The organism is Haloarcula sp. K1 (genome assembly GCF_001647155.1).
GTDB lineage: Archaea > Halobacteriota > Halobacteria > Halobacteriales > Haloarculaceae > Haloarcula > Haloarcula hispanica.
Genome location: NZ_LRHL01000034.1, coordinates 303,991 through 322,386, shown reverse-complemented (window position 1 = coordinate 322,386; position 18,396 = coordinate 303,991). Strand labels below are relative to the sequence as shown.

Genomic DNA, 18,396 nt, shown 5'->3' with positions numbered 1-18,396 from the left:
TCCCGCTAGCCGGCCAATCCTCAACTCAGCCAGCCGTAGTCGCCGTCGGCATCGCCAAAGCGGCCATCCGGTGGGTCAAAGCGATAGAGGTCCTGTCCAAGTGCGACCCACGCGAGGCCGTAGACGGTTGCCGCCGCTGGCTGGACTTCGAACCCGAGGAACGCGATAGTCCCGAGGCCAAGCAACACGCCCAGCCACGGCGGCTGGATGCGCGTCCTGACGAGACCGACGGTGACCAGTAACGACCCGCTGACCAGCACGAGTACGCCGACCGCGATGACCGCCTCGCCACCACCGGAGAGGAGGCGGACCAGTTGTCCGACGGCGAAAACGAGGCCGCCGAGGCCGCCGGCCCACGCACCGATGGTCCCTGGCCGCTTCATCCGTGCGCCGTAGAAATCCTCAATGGCATAGTGACCGGCTACGACACCGAGTGCGGAGAGGGCGGTTCCGGCGAGGATGGAGGTACTCATTTCGGTCTGACCGGTCGCGGACAGCACCACGGCCCAGCCAACCCAGACGACACCACCGACGGCGGCGACCGCACCCGCGCGCTGACACCGTAGCTTCGCCATACGGGCGAGTTGGCGGCGGGCTACAAATGCGCACCGAACCGGTACACGCCGAGAATACAGACATAGCTAATGTGGCTCGGTCGCACGCCACAGGCCGGCCGGGGGTTTCGCAACAACTTTGCACGGTCCGGTCGGTCAGTCCCACATGAAACTCGCCGGTATGGCCAGTAACCGCGGCCGAAATCTCATGAACATCGCGGACCGCGCCCCGGGCGGGGCGGAGTTCGCCGTCGTTCTGACCAATGACGCCGACGCGCCGGTGCTCGAAGCAGCCGCCGAGCGCGGCATCCCGACCGAGGTCGTCGAGCACGACGCGGACGAGTCGCGCGAGTCCCACGAGGAGCGCGTCCTCGACGCCCTCTCGGAGTACGACTTCGACCTCGTCACGCTGGACGGGTATATGCGCGTCCTCAGCGAGACGTTCCTCGACGAGACACCGACCGCGCTGAACGTCCACCCAAGCCTGCTGCCGAACTTCACCGGGGCGAACGCTCACGAGCAGGTCCTCGACGCCGGCGTGAAGGTGACGGGCTGTACCGTCCACGTCCTTGATGAAAGCGTCGACGGCGGCCCCATCGTCACGCAGGAACCGATTCCCGTCTTCGAAGGTGACGACGAGGACAGTCTCAAAGAGCGCGTGCTCTATGAAGGCGAGTTCACCGCCTACCCGCGCGTCATCGAGTGGTTCGCCGAGGACCGCGTCACCATCGACTGGGATGCAGGCACGGTCTCAGTAGAGGGCGACGAGGGCGGAGACTTCCCTGCCCGCCGCATCGTCTCGGATGACCTCGCATCGAGTCTGCGCTATGGGGAGAACCCCCATCAGAACGCCGCGCTGTACACTGACACGACCGTCTCGGAGGCCAGCGTCGTCCACGCCGACCAGCTCAACGAGGGTGCGAAGGCGCTGTCGTACAACAACTACAACGACGCCGACGGCGCGCTGAACCTCATCAAGGAGTTCGAGGAGCCCGCCGCGGCGGTCATCAAACACACCAACCCGGCCGGCTGTGCGACTGCCGATTCCGTGGCCGACGCCTACGAGAAGGCACTGTCGACGGACCCGATGAGCGCTTTTGGAGGTATTGTCGCGCTGAACCGCGAGTGCGACGCCGCCACCGCCGAGCAGATCATCGACTCCTTCAAGGAGGTCGTCGTCGCGCCCGGCTACACCGACGCCGCGCTCGATGTACTGTTCGAGAAGGAGAATCTCCGCGTGCTGGATGTCAACGAGAACTTCGAGGTCACCGACAGCCTGACCGAAAAGCCCCTCGTTGGGGGCCGACTCGTTCAGGAGCGGGACACCCAGCACCTCTCAGTCGACGATCTTGAAGTCGTCACCGAGCGCGAGCCGACCGACGAGCAGATCGAGTCGATGCTGTTCGCCTGGCACACGCTCAAACACGTCAAGTCCAACGGCATTCTCTTCGCTGACGGGACGGAAACGGTCGGCATCGGCATGGGGCAAGTGTCCCGGGTCGACGCCGTCCGGCTGGCCGCGATGAAGGCCGACGAGCACGCCGAGGGGAAGGACGCCGCGGGCGCGGTGATGGCCTCGGACGCCTTCTTCCCGTTCCCGGACGGCATCGAGGCGGCCGCCGACGCCGGCATCGAGGCGGTTATCCAGCCCGGCGGCTCGAAGAACGACGAGAGCGTCATCGAGGCCGCGGACGAACACGACATGGCGATGGTGTTCACCGGGCAGCGGTCGTTCAGACACGACTGAGCGGTAGCGAGAGCGTGTCTGAGCCTCGGTAGACGAGTGGCACGAGTCTATCGGTGGTTCCGGCACGACTGAGCGGGACCGCAGCGCAACCGGTAGCCGGCAACGAAAGAGGTTTTGTCGAGGCTTTAGAACCCGCTCCCGATGGCAAACGACAACGACAGGGAGGAAGCTGTCCGCGATGCTGTGGACGTCTCTCGGAGCGGTGCCCCGGCGGGTGGGAGTGTCATCCGTGACCGGTTCTCCGCGGACGAGATTTTCCAGCGCATCATCGTCGCGGCCGACGAGGAGGTGACAGTCGGGACTCGCGAGATGTTCTTCGCCGGCGTCGCGGGCGGGTTCGCTATCACAGTGACGTTCATGCTGTATGCGTCATTGTACGCGAAAACCGGCGGCGACCCGATATTGAGCGCGCTCCTGTATCCACTCGGGTTTGTCTTCATCATTCTTGGAGATTATCAGCTCTACACGGAGAATACACTCCCACCGGTCGCGCTCGTCCTCGAACGGCTGGCGAGCATCCCGTCGCTGCTCCGTATCTGGGTCGTCGTCCTGATTTCGAACCTCTTCGGCGGGATGCTCGGCGCGCTCGCGCTGGCGACGACCGACGTTCTCTCCGACGACGCGGCGGCGGCCGCCGCCGGCTTCGCCCAGAAAGCTATCGCGACCTCACAGCTAACGCTGTTCTCGAAGGCGGTGTTCGCCGGCCTCATCGTCGCCGGCGTCGTCTGGGTCGACTACTCGCTACGGGACAGCATCTCCCGGCTCGTGTTGATTTACATCGCCTTCCTGGCGATTCCCTTCGGAAACCTCTATCACGTCGTCGTCTCCGCGACGGAGATGTTCTATCTCGTGTTTATCGGCGAGCTGGCGCTGTCTGTCGGCCTCTGGCAGTTCGTCCTGCCGGTACTTCTCGGCAACTCCGTCGGCGGCGTCGTGCTCGTGACCGTCGTCAACTACTTCCATACGACCGAACGGCGGCTCGAAACAGCGCGAGATCAGGGGTCCAAGCGCCAGCTCACCATCCGGGAGTGGATCTGGGGCGGGTGGTCCGCTTCGGGCCGCTCGTACGTGCCGGCGACCGACGAAATTCCCCAAAGCGATCCGGAGTCGCGAGAGAACGAGCGCTGACACAAACCATTTCAACGGCCTCCGGCTATCGTTGGTGTGAACTGGGTGAGAGATAACCGGCTGCTGCTTCTGTTTGCCGCCGTCGTTCTGACGACGCTGGGCGCTGTCGGGCTGGGAATCGTCGGTGTCGTCGCGACAGTCGGGGCGCTTCTCGGCGGCGGCGCGGTCATCCAGACTTTCGCCGGGTTCCTGCTTGGCACATTGCTCCTAGTGGGCGTTGACATCGTCTTCTCGGTCGCGCTGGTCCGTGCGCTGGCCCGGCTGGCGTCGGTGCCGAAGAGCCAGCGCGTCGCTGGTGGGCTCACCCGTCTCGAATCAGTCGTGCCACCGCTCGCGTCGCTCGGCCTCGCCGACGTGTTCGCGCCGCCGGAGCCGACAGTCAAGGAGCGACACGAGGCGTTGACGCGCCGGTACGTCGAGGGAGACCTCTCCGAGGCCGAGTACGAGCGGGAACTGCAGGCGCTTCTCGGCGAGTCAGAGAACCCGGATTCTGAACTGCTGGACGCCGTCGACATGGAGACCGACCTACCGCGGACCGCGGCGACCGACACCGAGTACGAGCCCGCCCGGGAATAGCCTGAGCGGGTTTTACATAGTCGCCCGACGACGGGTCACGTATGGACGCACCCACGTTTCTCGAAGTCGAGGTGGAGCGAGACGCCATCGCCTCGGCGCTCGACGCCGTTCCCGGCGTCGCCGTTGTCGACGATACCACTACTGGCCCATCACCGGGACCGGCGGGGCCGGACGGGGCCGAGGATTCCGGCCCCAGTCTCACGGACCGCCTCGGGTCGCTGTGGCGACAGTGGGGGCTGCTCGGCACGGGGCTGTCCCTCATCGCGCTCGGCGCGGCAACGGCTGGGCTCTGGTGGTACCGCCGCCGCAACGCTGATGGAACCGATGCCAGGAGCACCGACGAGGACGCGTCGGAATGGGCCACGGAACGTCCAGACGAAACGCCACCACCGGCTGAACCGAGCGTCGACACGCCATCACCGGCCGAGACGGAGTTCGAGCCGACAGCAGCGGTAGAAGACGCCGAGGAGACGCCGGCTCCAGAGGCGCAGGAAACGTCGCTGGCCACAGAGATGCCACGGACTGAGTCCGAGTCCCGGCGGCAGGATACTGGGACGGGTACGGAGCTATCTGGCGCTCCCAAGTCAGAGACCGAGACGGACACTCTGGAACAAGTGGAGACGGAGCCCACTGAGACGGACACGGACGAGCGACCGGAAGCGAAGATCGACCCGGCACCGCTGCTGGGTGCCGCGTTCCTGATTCTGTCGAGCGCGCTCGGTCGGTGGGCCACGCGCGAGCGTAGCGACCAGGCGTAACTGTCGCCGGCAGGCCAGTGGGAGACCAGTTGGGTAAGCAGGCTGTTCGGGGCGTCTTCGCGCCGGACACACGCAACAGTCCGACAGGCTAAAGCGAGCGGCTCCGATAGCCCGACCATGGAGTTCCACGAGGCCGCGAACTTCCTCTTCGAGTTGCGCCGGTTCGCCTCGCGACCCGGTACTGATGCCACGCAGGACCTGCTATCGTCGCTCGGTGACCCACAGGAGGGGCTTCGCTGCGTCCAGATTGCGGGGTCCAACGGGAAGGGGTCCACCGCGCGGATGGTCGAACGAACGTTGCGGGAAGCAGGCCTCGATGTCGGACTGTACACGTCCCCGCATCTCGACGACGTGCGCGAGCGAATCCGGATCAACGGCCGGAAGCTCTCCGAGGCCGCGCTCGTCGAGTTCGTCGAATCGGTTCAGGCGTACGTGACCGAGCAGGGCGCGGCCAATGATTCGCCCACCTTCTTCGAAACGATGACTGCGATGGCGCTGTGGGAGTTCGACCGCCAGGACGTCGACGTGGCAGTGCTGGAGGTCGGTATCGGCGGCCGATACGACGCCACGAGCGTGGTCGATCCGGTCGCAAGCGCCGTCACGTCCGTGACGCTCGAACACACCCACATCCTGGGCGACACCGTCGAGGAAATCGCCCACGACAAGGCCCACGTCGCCCCGGACGGCAATCCGCTGGTGACCGGAACGACAGGCGACGCGCTCGCGGCCGTCCGCGAGTTCACCGACGATGTCGTGACCGTTGGGAGCGCCGTCGAGACAGACCAGAACCCGGCCGAGAGCGAGGCCGATATATCCGTGAACTACGGCGGTCGTGAGGGGCTGGAGGGGTCGGTCTCGGTCGACGGCCCGAACTGGAGCGTCGATACCTCCCTCCCGCTGCTGGGCGCGCATCAGGCACAGAACGCCGGAATCGCAGCCACACTGTGCCGGCAGGTCGCGGATGTCTCGCAGTCCGATCTCGAACGCGGCCTGCGAAACGCCCACTGGCCCGGTCGGTTTGAAGTGATGAACGAGTCGCCGCTGGTCGTCCTCGACGGGGCACACAACCCAGGAAGCATCGAGCGCACCGCGGAGACGCTGTCGTCGTTCGACTACGACGACCTCCACGTCGTCGTCGGCGCGATGGTCGACAAGGACCACGAGCGCATCGCCGCGGCGCTGCCGGCCCCGGACCACGTCGTCGCCTGCCAGCCCAACGTCGACCGGGCGGAGTCTCACCACGTCGTCGCGACCGCCGTTGAGAACGCGACCGACGCCACCATCGAGACGCGAAACGACGTATCCGGGGCGCTCGATATCGCACTCAACGCCGCGGACTCCGGTGATGCGGTCCTCGTGACCGGGTCGCTGTACGCCGTCCGGGAGGCCCGGACCGGCTGGTCGCGCTCGCTGATTCCCAAGCAGGTCGACTCGCTGGCCGAGGCCCGCGAGACCATCGAGAGCGCCCACGTCACCGATACCGGGGCCTGGCGGATGCGGGGGAAGGGCGTCCACCGCGTCCTGCGTACCCGCGTCCAGCCGCGACAGGCCCAGTACCTCAAGGAGGAACTGCTGTCCTTGGGCGGCGAATGTGCCGTCTCTGGGCTGGACGGCCAAGAGGAGGAATCAACCGACGTGGTCATGATGGCGACGATGGCCCAGTACAAGCGCCTCGCGGAGAAGCTGGACGGCCAGCCCTACGGGCTCGCGTCGTTCGCCGACGAACTGCGGGGGGCGCTGTCCATCCAACAGTCCGAGCCCGACACGTCGGCAGCGTATCCCTGGGACGACGGGACGGCCGTCATGGGTATCTGCAATATCACTCCGGACTCCTTCCACGACGGCGGCGAGTACAATGCCGTCGAGGATGCCGTCGCCCGCGCCGAGCGGATGGTTGAGGCCGGTGCGGACATCCTAGATATCGGCGGGGAGTCGACCCGGCCCGGTGCTGAACCGGTCCCGGCCGAGGAGGAGATCGACCGCGTGGTGCCGGTCATCGAGGCGCTTTCGGAGCTGGATGTCGCGATATCCGTCGATACGCGGAAAGCACCCGTCGCGCGGGCAGCACTCGACGCCGGGGCAGACATCCTGAACGACGTGTCTGGCCTCGAAGACCCCGAGATGCGCCTCGTCGCCGCCGAGTACGACGTGCCGGTGGTCGTGATGCACTCCATCGAGACGCCGGTCGACCCCGACAGCGACATCCACTACGACGACGTGGTGGGGGACTGCATCGACCAACTGACAGAGCGCGTCCTGCTCGCGGAAAAGGCCGGACTCGACCGAGACCAGATCATCGTCGACCCGGGCATCGGCTTCGGGAAAGCTGCCACGGAGGACTTCGAACTGCTCGACCGACTTCCGGAGTTCGAGGCACTCGGCTGTCCAATCCTGGTCGGGCACTCCCACAAGTCCCTGTTCGGGCTGGTCGGACAGGAAGCGGGCGACTGTCTGGAGGCGACCATCGCCGGGACGACGCTGGCGGCCGAACGGGGGGCCGACATCGTTCGCGTCCACGACGTCCCGGAGAACGTTGCCGCGGTTCGGGTCGCTGAGGCAGCTCAGAACCCGGAGAAATTCGAGGACTGAGCGGCGCTGTTTGTCCGTAATTCCACCGGACCGAAAGCACTTACGCCACCACCGAGCACCGCTGGTATGGATCAGCGAGACGTTGTCCGCGAGGGGTACGACGAGATTGCGAGTACCTACGCCGAGAAGCGGGACGGGAACGGTCGCGAACGGGCCCTTGTCGAATCGCTTGCAGCGGCCCTCCCTGATGGTAGTCGCGTCCTCGATGCGGGCTGTGGTGCGGGTACGCCGGCAATGGAAGTGCTCGCCGATCAGCACGATACCATCGGACTGGATATCTCAGCCGAACAGCTCCGTACCGCTCGTGATACTGTCGACTCCGATGGACTGGTCCGTGGTGACCTGGCGACGCTCCCGTTCGCTGACGATACGTTCGGCGCTGTTGTCTCCTACCACGCCGTCATCCACGTTCCAAAGGACGAACACGCCACTGTCTTTTCCGAATTTGAGCGCGTGCTCCGGCCCGGCGGGCAACTCCTGGCCGCGCTAGGAGACGACCCATGGGAAGGCACGAACGACGACTGGCTGGATACCGGCACCGCCATGGCCTGGAGTTTCCACGGTCGTGAACGTAGCGCAGATCTACTGACGGAAGCCGGCTTTCGCGTCGAATCGGTCGAACCGGTCGACGATGAACTCGGAGGGACCTTCGCCATATTCCGGGCACAACCGGAGGACAGCGAGACACTGCCGGGTCACAACTGAATCAGGGGACTTGCGTTCGTGTGGAGAAGGGTTCTATAACCAGGACTACTCGGGCAGTTGTTCGGTGCGTTAGGCCTGGGCGGCACAAGCAATTTTCCCACTATATTGGGGGGATTATTCCCGATATCTCTCAACAATGAAAATCGGGAGCGAACATATAAGGTTTGTATCGGTGGAGGTCCGCCATGGAATTACGGGACGGGAGTAAGAACTCCCGAGAGCGCATCAGTTCTTCTGACAGAAAAGCGGTCGACGGCGGAACGCTTACCGATCGTATCGGACTGGACGCCGGGGAGATACGCTGGCGGAAGGAGTTCACCGGATTCGACGAGTCGGACGTCGACAATCTGACCGCGATGGAAGCGAAGACGAACGCCCGGGCCGAATCTGTCGTCGACGACTTCTACGATCACCTCAAATCGTTCGACGAAACCATCGAGATTTTCGGGCGGTCCACCAAGTCGGTCGACCAGCTCAAAAACACACAGTCACAGTACCTCCGCGACCTCGTCGCCGGGAGCTACGACAAACAGTACTTCGAGAACCGGGCCCGTATCGGGAAGATTCACGACATGCTCGACCTCGGCCCGAAGATCTATCTCGGGGCCTACAGCATCTACTTCGAACATTTCCTGCGGACAATCGTCGAGGACCTACAGTCGGGCGACGCCGCCCGGGACGAGGCACTCGAAGAGATGCAATCGCGGGCGCTGTCCGTGTTCAAACTCCTCAACCTCGACCAGCAGGTGGCGATGGACACCTACATCGACTCGTACAGCCAGCGTCTGGAATCGGCAATCGATGACCAGCAGGCGCTGATGGAGGAGGTCGAGAGCGGACTCCAGCAGCCCATCGACGAACTGAGCGCCTCAGCCGAGGAGGTCGCCCAGACGAACCAACAAATCACCGACACAGCCGAGACACAGTCCGAGTCGATGGACGAGGTGGCGGGCGAGGTCGCGGATATGAGCGCAACCATCGAGGAGATCGCCTCGACCGCCGAAGAAGTCGCGAGTACCAGCACATCGGCCGAGGAAAAGGCGGAACGCGGGAACGAAGCCGCACAGCAGGCCGCGGCCATGATGAACGACGTCGACGACGCTGTCGATACGGTTTCCACAGACATCGCCGGCCTCCGGGAGCAGGCCGACGAGATCGACGACATCGTCGAGGTGATCAACGACATCGCGGACCAGACCAACATGCTCGCGCTGAACGCGTCTATCGAGGCCGCACGCGCCGGCGAGGCGGGCGACGGGTTCGCCGTTGTCGCCGACGAAATCAAGACGCTCGCCGGAGATTCACAGGAACACGCGAACCAGATCGAGGACACCGTCACAGAGATCCAAGACGAGACCGTCGACGCCGTCGAGAGCCTCGAAACCGTGACAGAGCAGGTGACGGAGGGCATCGATCAGGTCGAGACGGCGGCCGAACAACTCGAAGAGATCGTGTCGGCGGTCAACGAGGCAGCACAGGGCATCCAGGAGGTCTCGGCGGCCACCGACGACCAAGCGGCGTCGACCGAGGAGGTGGCCAGCATGATCGACGAACTGTCGAGCGGCATCGACGACATGACGGCACAACTGGACGACCTCGCGGCGACGAACGAAGAACAGACGGCGAAGATTCGGGACGTGGCCGAGACCGCGCGCCGGCTCGATACCGACACGGAATAAGCTCGACCCACAGTCAGCGCGTCTGGCTTACTCCTCGACTTCGGGCGGCTCGACGGCCTCGGCCTCCGTCTCGGTCACGCGGATGCCCTTCGAAGCGAGGTGGCGCATCTGCCGGCGGACGAAGTCCTCCTCCGTCGTCCCGCGTGTCGCGAGAATAACCATCCGGGCGTCGCCGGCGGGGCGCATCGTCCGTCCGGCCCGCTGTGCGCCCTGCCGACGGGACCCACCCAGTCCAGACGCGACGAGAGCGAGTTCGGCGTCGGGCAGGTCGATACCCTCGTCGCCGACACGGGAGACGACCAGCGTGTTCAGTTCGCCCCGGCGGAACTCGTCGAACAGTTTCTCCCGACGTGCGTGTGGCGTCTCGCCGCTGATAAAGGGTGCGTCGATGGCCTCGCTGATGGCCTCGCCCTGGTCAAGGTACTCGATGAACACGAGCGCCTTCGCGGCCGGGTTCTCGGCCAGTGCGTAGCGTATCTCGTCGATTTTCCCGGTGTTGCTGGCGGCGGCCTGTCGGCGGTCGTGGCCCGACGTGGAACTGTACTCGGACTGCTCCGTCTCGTTGCCCCACGGGACGAGGCGGATTTCGACCTCGGGTTCGGCCACGTAGCCCTCGTCGAACAGTTTCCCCCAGTCGGTGCCGATAGGCGGGCCGATGAGCGTGAATATCTCCTCCTCGTCGTCGCTCTCTCTGGTCGGCGTGGCGGTCAAACCCAGGCGGTGTTTGGTCTGGAGGTCCGCGCTCCGGCGGTGAATCGGCGAGGGGACGTGATGGACCTCGTCGAAGACGATGAGGCCCCACTTGCGCTGGTCGAACAGCTTCCGGTGGCGGTCCATCCCCGCGGTGCGGTAGGTTGCGATGGTGACCGGCCGGATGTTCTTCTCGCCGCCGTGGTACTCGCCGATGTCGTCGTCGGTCAGGGTCGTGTGCCGGACCAGTTCGTCGTGCCACTGGGTCGCGAGTTCGCGCGAGGGGACGAGAATCAACGTCTCACCGCTGATAGCGGCCATCGCCCCCATCGCGGCGACGGTCTTGCCCGACCCCGGCGGGCCGACGAACACGCCCGACCCCTGCTCGGTGAACCGCTCGACCCAGTCCTGCTGGTAATCCCGCAGGCGCAGGCGGAGGTCCATCTCGATGGCGTCGCCGGTCTCTAAGTCGCGGTCGTCCCGGACCGGATAGCCCGCCTCGTACAGCGTGCGCTTGATCTCGGCGGTCGCGTCCTCGTTGACCCACGACTCCGAATCCGAGATGGGGGCCCGGAGGTGGTCGTCGTCGAGTTTCGGCCGGGCGACGTTGCCCATCAGGTCGTCACTCTCGGCTTCGAGTACGACGTAGCCGTCCTCGTGGGTCTTCAGGCGGAACTTCCGGGCGCGCTCCCACTGGCTCGTCACCCACTCTTCGAGGTGGGGCGAGCGCTCGCCCAGCACGTCCCGCATCGTCGTCAGGAGGGCGTCTAGAGACTTGTGTGGCGCGGCCCAGATGTCCTCCTCGCGGAGTTCGTACACGTACCCACCCGAACGGTTGGTGTCCTGCAGGCGCGCGAACTGTGAGAGTTGCGCCCGCGTGAACTGGTCGGGGTGTTCGACGACCACTTCGCGGCGGTCGGGGAACAGAACGACGCGCTCGCGGTCTGTCACCTCGGCGATGTCCGCCGGGTACCACACGGACTCGACCTCGGACACGTCCTGGCGCTCGATGTCGCCGTCGTCGGCGAGGCGCTCCAGTGCTTCCCGGGCCTCGTCTGGCGTCAGGTCCGTTTTCCGGGAGAACTCCGTCGCCGTCAGATGTGGGCGGCCGACGGCATCGATAGCGTCGTAGACGGCGTCGAGTTCGAGTTCTGGGGTGGAGTCAGAGTCGTCGTCTCGGTCGGCTGGCTCCTCGTCTGTCACTACCGAATGGAGGGGACCGACGCTCAAACGGGTTTCGTCTGGACCGTCCCTGACGCGGGTGTGAATACATACCTTAATATAGCGCCACCTAGACCTGCCGGCATGGTTGAGGGAATCGCGGCTGGACCGTGGTCTGTCGTTCCCGCGCTCGTCGCTATCGGTCTCGCTTGGTACACCCGGGACGCTCTTATCGGGCTGTTCGTGGGCATCGTCATCACAGGCGTGCTGGTCGGCGCATTACACCCCCAGGCTGTCGGGGTCCCGTCCGATCTGATCACCGCCGGCGGTGAGGTGGCGACCGTTCAGCCACAGGCAGAAGACGGGAGTCCCTGGACGGTCGGCGTCGGTGGCATCGTACTCGGAGCGCTCTTCGGGCTGAAGCTCGTGCCGGAAATCATCGCCACGGCCCCGCTGTTCGGGGAATGGTACGTCAAGAACGTCCTGCTCGCCATCTTCGCCATCGGCGGGCTGATCGGACTGATGATCCGAGCTGGGGCGATACAGGGCGTGCTGGAGGCGCTGGTGGAGCGGGCTGAATCCGCCGCAGACGCCGAGAAGGCCGCGTTCCTGGCCGGGATCGCCATCCACATCGACGACTACTTCAACTGCCTCGTGGTCGGCTCGATGATGCGGCCGCTGACCGACAAGTTCGACGTCTCGCGGGCCAAACTGGCCTACTACGTCGACTCAGCGGGGTCCCCGGCGTCCCGGCTCGCGTTCTACTCGACGTGGGGAGCGGCGATGGTCGGCTTCATCGGAGGCGGCCTCGTCGAGGCACAGCAGCAGGGGACGCTGCCCTCGGGCATGACCAACTTCGTGAACACCGGCGGCGAGCAGGTCACCGCGGCGACCGGTGCCGTCTGGCCGCTGTTTTTCAACACGCTGTTTACCGGCTTCTACTCCTGGATCGCGCTCGGTCTCGCGGGACTCGTCGCGTGGCAGGTCGTGCCAAACATCTACGGGATGGGGACGGAGGAATCCCGAGCGAGAAACGAGGGGAAAGTCGTCGGCGACGACGCCGACCCGATGATTTCCGCGGAGATGGACGAGTACGAGGTGTCAGAGACCGCGACGCCGGACTGGCGGAACTTCGCCTGGCCGATTCTCACCATGATCGTCGTCGGCCTCGGTGCGATGTTCTGGCGGGCCAGCCCCGTCATCTACGTCAAGGGGAAGGAAGGGATGGGGGCCACGCTGCTCCAGCTCGGCAGTTGGCAGCTCATCACGCCGCCGAGCGGCCCGTGGGCGTTCAACATCGGCGGCGTCCAGTTGGGTCTCGCGTCCTTCTCGGCACTCATCCTCGCCTTCCTGCTGTATCGCTGGAAGGGCGACATCCCGTCCAACGACGATGCTACCGATGCGATGATGGTCGGCTTCAAGGGCATCCTCCTCGCGGCTGTCATCCTGATGTTTGCCAGTTCCATCCAGAACGCGGTGACGATACTGGGTATTTCGTCGTTCGTGACGAACGTCTTCGGCGGCGTGCCGGCGTTCATCATTCCGGTGGGCGTCTTCCTCGTGACTTCCTTTGTTAGCTTCTCCGATGGCTCGTCGTGGTCGACCTACGGCATCATGTTCCCCATCGCCATCCCGCTCGCGTTCTCGACGGGCGCGAACCTCCCGCTCGTCCTCGGCGCGGTGTTCAGCGGCGGCATCTTCGGCGACCACACCTCGCCCATCAGCGACACGACCGTTCTGGCGTCGTCGACGAGCGGGAGCGACCACATGGTCCACGTCCGGAGTCAAGCGCCCTACGCTCTCATCGCGGCAGGTATCGCGGCCGCGCTGTTCCTCGTGTTCGGGCTGGTGCTCCCCGAAGGGTTCCGCGTCATCCCGTACTGACTGGTGGCGATTTGTCCCCGTCGTCAGCGCGTCTGAACGGCGTTCCGATTAGAAAAGACCGGTCTCCTCGATACGTGACTCGTACAGGTCCTCGTACTCTGCACGGACCTGTGCGTGGTCGAACTCGGCACAGGACTCGTCGACGGTCCGGCGCTCGAAGTCGGCCGATTCGGCGATTTTGTCGGCGATTTCCTGTGGGTTCGTCACCCGGAAGGCACGGTCGCGCTGCTCGATGAGTTCGTGGGCCGACGACTCGGCCTGGTACTCCACGATGCCGATACAGCCACAGGCCATCGCCCAGAGGAGGTCCGTTGCGAAACACTCTCGGAATGCCGTCTGGACGAATACGTGCGCACCCTTGTAGATCGAGACGCGCTCCTCGATGTCGCACGCGCCAGCGAAGGTCACGCGGTCGTCGATGCGGAGGTCGGCCGCCTCCTGTTCGTAGTACTCTCGCTCCGGGCCGTCGCCGATGATCGTCGCCGACCAACCCTTCTGTCTGAGTTCCGCCAGTCCGAGCAGCAGCGACTCGACGTTCGCGCTGCCGTCCAGCCGATGGGCGTACACCACGTCGATCTCCTCGTCGGGGTCGACTTCCCGGACAAGATCCATGTCGATGCTCTGTGGGAGAATCGCGGTCTGGTCCGCCGTCGCTCCCCGCTCGCGGACCCGCGTGCGGACGAGTTCGGAGGGGGTGACGAGACAGTCCGACGCGCGGAGCGCGAGGTTGGCCCGGCGGCTTTCGGGCACGTCTTCGTCCCCATACCACTCCGTGAGAAGCGGCGCGCGAGAGAGCGTTGCACCGGTCTTGGCCGCGAGTGCGACCGACGACGGCGTCGGGTGAACGTGGACGACATCCGGGCGGAACCGGGCGAGCATGGCCGGGAGGCGGACACAGAAGGAGGGGACGGTCGGCGAGACGGTGACGGCGCGGTACGTGACGCCGTCGCGCTCGCGCTGATTGTCGAATCCCGGCCACCACTGCGAACAGAACACGGTCACGTCGTGACCGGCAGCGGCGAGTTCGGTAGCCACCCGCTCCAGCCGGGTCCGTCCCACTGTGTCCCGGTACTGACTCGTCTCCATGGCGACGACCGCGACACGCATACAGGTGCGACGACGTGGCCGCTCAAAAATCCACCCGTTCGCGGTTGACGGCGACAGATGGCGGATTGGCCGTCGGAACTGTCGTTCGACTGGATGTTTATTACAGCGACTCTGCAACGTGTCAGTGTATGAGCGATGATGACGACCTCGAAGCGGAAGTACGTGACCTCCGCGCCGAGGTCGATGCCCTCCAGACACGCATCACCGCCCTGGAATCGAAACTGGACACCGACCCGCCTCCGTCTGTCGGGGACGAAACTGCAACCACTGAAGCGGACACGGCGGCTCCCGAATCGGAGGCCACACACGGTTCGGGGACAGCGCCAGAGACCGGCGAGACAGCCGACAGCGACGCGCCTGTCGACGAGCGGAACTGGGAGCGCGACATCGGGATGAAGTGGCTCGGCGGGGTCGGCGGGCTCGCGCTGGTGGTCGGCGTCGTCTTCTTCATTCGTCTGGCTATCGAAGCGGGCTACCTCGGCCCGCTCGGGCGTGTGCTCACCGGCACAGCGGGCGGGCTCATACTGCTCGCGGGCGGTCGGTACGCCGCCGAGCGGCAGGGCTACGACCGATGGGGTCGGCTCGTCGCGGGGACCGGCCTCGCCATCGCGTATTTCAGCGTCTACGCGGCCTACGGTTTCGAGTCGTATCGAGCCGCCATCGGAGCGCCGCTGTGGGTGGTTCTGCTGGTCCTGACAGCTCTCGTGGCCGCCACAGCGGTTGTCTCGGTGCGGGACCACGCGCCGGCCGTCGCCGGCGAGGCGTTCCTGCTGGGATACGTCACGGCCTACGTCGGACTCGACGCCGCGTCCTTCGTCGTCTCGCCGGCCTACGTCGTGCTTCTCACGGCCGGGCTGGTGACCATCGCCGCCGTCCGGCCGTGGAGCCGGCTCGTCCTCGGCAGCGTCCTCCCGGCCTACGTGCTCCACATCGCCTGGATGAACAGGCTAGAGCCACCCGAAGCGGTTGCCACCGCTGTTCTCGTCGCGACGTTCGCCGTCTACGCCGCTGGTGTGTACGTGCTCCGTGCGAGCGACCGAACGGACCGATGGCACCGCCGACTGGTGGAGGCGACGACCGGGCTCAACGCCGTGTTCGCCGTAATCCTGCTGGAAGGCGTCGTTCGTCGACTCATCCCGACAGCGCCAGACGGGGTGGCTGTCGGCGCAGTCGGACTCGCTCTCGGCGGCGTCTACGCCGTCACGGAGTCACGCCTCGGACAGCAAGACAGCGCGGCTGGGGTGCTGGCCGTCGTGCTACTCGCCGTCAGCGTCGTCCTCGGGGCCGACCCGTTCCTCGCGACCGCTGGGCTCCTCCTCCTGCTCTGTGGGGCGCTGGCGCTCGGATCTCGCCGCGACGCGAGGGCAGTTCGTATCGGCGGGCACCTCGTCGCCGTCGGGACCGTCGCCAAACTGCTCGCCGTGGACGCGACCGAATTACCGGCGTTCTCGCTCGCGGACCCGCTGGCGACCGCGATGGGGCGACCAGCCGCATACCTGCTGGGAATCGCGGTCTTCTACGCGCTCGGTCGGAGGTTCGGCGGCGCATCGACGACGGTGCCAAGCACTGACCGCGAACTCTCGGTGGCTGCGCCGTACGTCTGGACGGCGACCGGGCTCGCGGTGGTGCTTCTGGGACTGGAGCTTTCGGGGGCGGGGCTGTCGGTTGCGTGGGCCGTCCTGGGGCTCGCGTTCGTCGGGGTTGGCCTCGCGCTGGACGACCGCAGTCGTCGACTCCAGGGCGTCGTCGTCCTCGGCCTGGTGACGACCAAGGTGTTCCTCTACGACACGCAGGGGCTCGATACGCTCGCCCGGACCCTCTCGTTCCTCGTACTGGGTGGCATCCTCCTCGTCGCCTCGTACGCGTACGCCCGCTGGCAGGGTGAGGAGCCACTCAAGCGACTAGCTGGATAACAGCCGCCGCGTTCCGCTGAATCAGACCACGGCCGCCACAAAGGGTTTTGCCCGTGCCTGCCCTCCCTCCGGTTGTGACCGCGTACGACCTTTCGCGCTATCTCAACGTCCGGAGCGCCTACGGCAGCTCGTTCGCGCCGGACGGGACGCTCGCTTTCCTGATGAACACGACCGGCGTTGCCCAGCTCTGGTCGCTTCCCGAACCCCACGGCTGGCCCGAACAGTTGACGTTCTACGACGACACTGTGAGCTTCGTCGACTTCTCGCCCGAACGCCAGGAGCTCGTCTTCGGCATGGACGAGGGCGGGAACGAGCGGGCGCAGCTATACCGGCTCGACGCGGACGGGCGCGTCCACGAACTCACCGGAATGCCCGACGCGAAACACCGCTGGGGCGGCTGGTCGCCCGACGGCGAGCGCTTCGCCTTCGCGTCGAACCGCCGCGACGAAGCCGCCTTCGACATCTACGTGCAGGACCGCGACGCAACCGGCGACGACGCAGAACTGGTCTGGGAGGGCGACGGCTGGCTCTCGGTGGGTGGCTTCTCGCCCGACGGCGAGCGCCTGCTGGTCAGCGAGGCCCACTCCAGTTTCGACCAGGACATCTACGTGCTGGACATCGACAGCGGGGACCTCAGCCATCTCACGCCGCACGAGGGGAAGGTCCGCTACACGAGCGCGTCGTGGGGGCCGGACGGCGATGCGGTGTATCTCGTCACCGATGCCGAGAGCGACACGCTCGAACTGGCCCGCCTCTCGGTCGACGGCGACCTCGACATCGTGCGCTCGGACGACCAGTGGAACATCGACGGTGTCGCGCTGGACAAGGACAGCGGCCGTCTCGTGTACTCGCGCAACGTCGACGGCTACAACGAACTCACCGTCGGCGAACTGACAGGGCCGGCGACCATCGAGACGTTCCCGACGCCGGACCTGCCGGGCGGGCTGGCTGGCGGCGTCGCCTGGGGCCCCGATGCCGAGCGTTTCGCCGTTAGCGTCACCGGACGGACGGTCAACACCAACGTGTTCGTCGTCGAGGCCGAAACCGGCGAGAGCGAACAGTGGACGGCCGCTTCGACGGCCGGCATCCCGCGCGAGACGTTCATCGAGCCAGAGGTCGTCCGGTTCGACTCCTTCGACGGGCGAGAGATTCCAGCGCTGTTCTCCCTGCCGAACGGTGCGAACGGGGCCGGTGCTGACGGCGACACGCCCGTCATCGTCGACATCCATGGCGGCCCGGAGAGTCAGCGCCGGCCGTCGTTCTCGGGCCTGACCCAGTACTTCTTCTCGCGGGGGTACGCGGTCTTCGAGCCCAACGTCCGCGGGTCGACCGGCTACGGAAAGGCTTACACGCACCTCGACGACGTCGAAAAGCGGATGGACTCGGTAAAGGACCTACGGGCCGGCGTCGACTGGCTCCACAATCACTCGGCTGTCGATCCCGACCGAATCGTGGCGATGGGCGGCTCCTACGGCGGTTTCATGGTGCTGGCGGCGTTGACGGAGTACCCCGACCTCTGGGCGGCCGGCGTCGACGTGGTCGGCATCGCCAACTTCGTGACGTTTCTGGAGAACACCGGTGACTGGCGACGCGAACTCCGCGAGGCCGAGTACGGCTCTCTCGACGAGGACAGGGAGTTCCTCGAATCCATCTCGCCGATCAACAACGTCGACCGCATCGACGCGCCGCTGTTCGTCCTCCACGGGGCCAACGATCCGCGTGTTCCGGTCGGCGAGGCCGAGCAGATCGCCGAGCAGGCGGCCGAACGGGGAGTTCCCGTGGAGAAGCTCGTCTTCGACGACGAAGGACATGGCATCAGCAAGCGGGAGAACCGCATCGAGGCCTACACCGCTGTCGTCGAGTTCCTCAACGAGCACGTCTGAGAGGTCCGGCCGAATGCTGTGA

At 65.7% G+C, this 18,396-nt stretch carries 13 protein-coding genes; 10 read left to right on the top strand and 3 right to left on the bottom strand.

The features are described from left to right. Positions 1-20: 20 nt before the first annotated feature. The gene (locus AV929_RS12225; RefSeq protein WP_004963012.1) at positions 21-575 is read right to left on the bottom strand and encodes a hypothetical protein; all 555 of its coding nucleotides are present in this window, start codon (positions 573-575) and stop codon (positions 21-23) included. A 145-nt stretch (positions 576-720) separates the two neighbouring features. On the opposite strand from AV929_RS12225, the gene purH reads away from it, so the two are divergent. The 7 genes from purH to AV929_RS12190 all read left to right on the top strand — a co-directional run bounded on the left by purH (position 721) and on the right by AV929_RS12190 (position 9,736). Then, positions 721-2,301, top strand: coding sequence for a bifunctional phosphoribosylaminoimidazolecarboxamide formyltransferase/IMP cyclohydrolase (gene purH, locus AV929_RS12220; RefSeq protein WP_064288382.1), 1,581 nt, complete (start codon positions 721-723; stop codon positions 2,299-2,301). A gap of 141 nt (positions 2,302-2,442) precedes the next feature. Then, a complete protein-coding gene (locus AV929_RS12215) occupies positions 2,443-3,429 on the top strand; it encodes a formate/nitrite transporter family protein (RefSeq protein ID WP_064288381.1) in 987 nt (328 codons plus the stop codon). Positions 3,430-3,465: 36 nt separating this feature from the next. Further along, on the top strand, positions 3,466-4,005 hold the full coding sequence (locus tag AV929_RS12210; RefSeq protein ID WP_064288380.1) for a hypothetical protein: 540 nt from the start codon (positions 3,466-3,468) through the stop codon (positions 4,003-4,005). Between the two features lie 41 nt (positions 4,006-4,046). Then, the gene (locus AV929_RS12205; protein WP_064288379.1) at positions 4,047-4,763 is read left to right on the top strand and encodes a hypothetical protein; all 717 of its coding nucleotides are present in this window, start codon (positions 4,047-4,049) and stop codon (positions 4,761-4,763) included. A 117-nt stretch (positions 4,764-4,880) separates the two neighbouring features. Next, complete coding sequence (gene folP, locus AV929_RS12200; protein ID WP_064288378.1) at positions 4,881-7,352, top strand: dihydropteroate synthase; 2,472 nt, start codon at positions 4,881-4,883, stop codon at positions 7,350-7,352. A 66-nt stretch (positions 7,353-7,418) separates the two neighbouring features. Further along, the gene (locus AV929_RS12195; RefSeq protein WP_064288377.1) at positions 7,419-8,057 is read left to right on the top strand and encodes a class I SAM-dependent methyltransferase; all 639 of its coding nucleotides are present in this window, start codon (positions 7,419-7,421) and stop codon (positions 8,055-8,057) included. A 185-nt stretch (positions 8,058-8,242) separates the two neighbouring features. Then, positions 8,243-9,736 (top strand): globin-coupled sensor protein, encoded by a 1,494-nt coding sequence (locus AV929_RS12190; RefSeq protein WP_064288376.1) that lies wholly within the window; start codon positions 8,243-8,245, stop codon positions 9,734-9,736. A 27-nt stretch (positions 9,737-9,763) separates the two neighbouring features. On the opposite strand, the gene AV929_RS12185 is transcribed toward AV929_RS12190, so the two are convergent. Then, complete coding sequence (locus tag AV929_RS12185; RefSeq protein ID WP_064288375.1) at positions 9,764-11,629, bottom strand: DEAD/DEAH box helicase; 1,866 nt, start codon at positions 11,627-11,629, stop codon at positions 9,764-9,766. 102 nt (positions 11,630-11,731) lie between these two features. Here AV929_RS12185 and AV929_RS12180 point away from each other — a divergent pair, with 102 nt between their 5' ends. Further along, entirely contained in the window at positions 11,732-13,471 is a 1,740-nt protein-coding gene (locus AV929_RS12180; RefSeq protein ID WP_064288374.1) for a Na+/H+ antiporter NhaC family protein, read from the top strand. A 48-nt stretch (positions 13,472-13,519) separates the two neighbouring features. Here the strand turns inward: AV929_RS12180 and AV929_RS12175 are convergent, their stop codons facing one another. Beyond that, positions 13,520-14,578 (bottom strand): glycosyltransferase, encoded by a 1,059-nt coding sequence (locus tag AV929_RS12175; protein ID WP_014039847.1) that lies wholly within the window; start codon positions 14,576-14,578, stop codon positions 13,520-13,522. A gap of 128 nt (positions 14,579-14,706) precedes the next feature. On the opposite strand from AV929_RS12175, the gene AV929_RS12170 reads away from it, so the two are divergent. Further along, the gene (locus AV929_RS12170; RefSeq protein WP_064288373.1) at positions 14,707-16,491 is read left to right on the top strand and encodes a DUF2339 domain-containing protein; all 1,785 of its coding nucleotides are present in this window, start codon (positions 14,707-14,709) and stop codon (positions 16,489-16,491) included. A gap of 74 nt (positions 16,492-16,565) precedes the next feature. After that, positions 16,566-18,374 carry a S9 family peptidase gene (locus AV929_RS12165; RefSeq protein ID WP_064288372.1) on the top strand — a complete coding sequence of 603 codons (1,809 nt, stop codon included), beginning with the start codon at positions 16,566-16,568 and terminating at the stop codon, positions 18,372-18,374. Positions 18,375-18,396 lie beyond the last annotated feature (22 nt).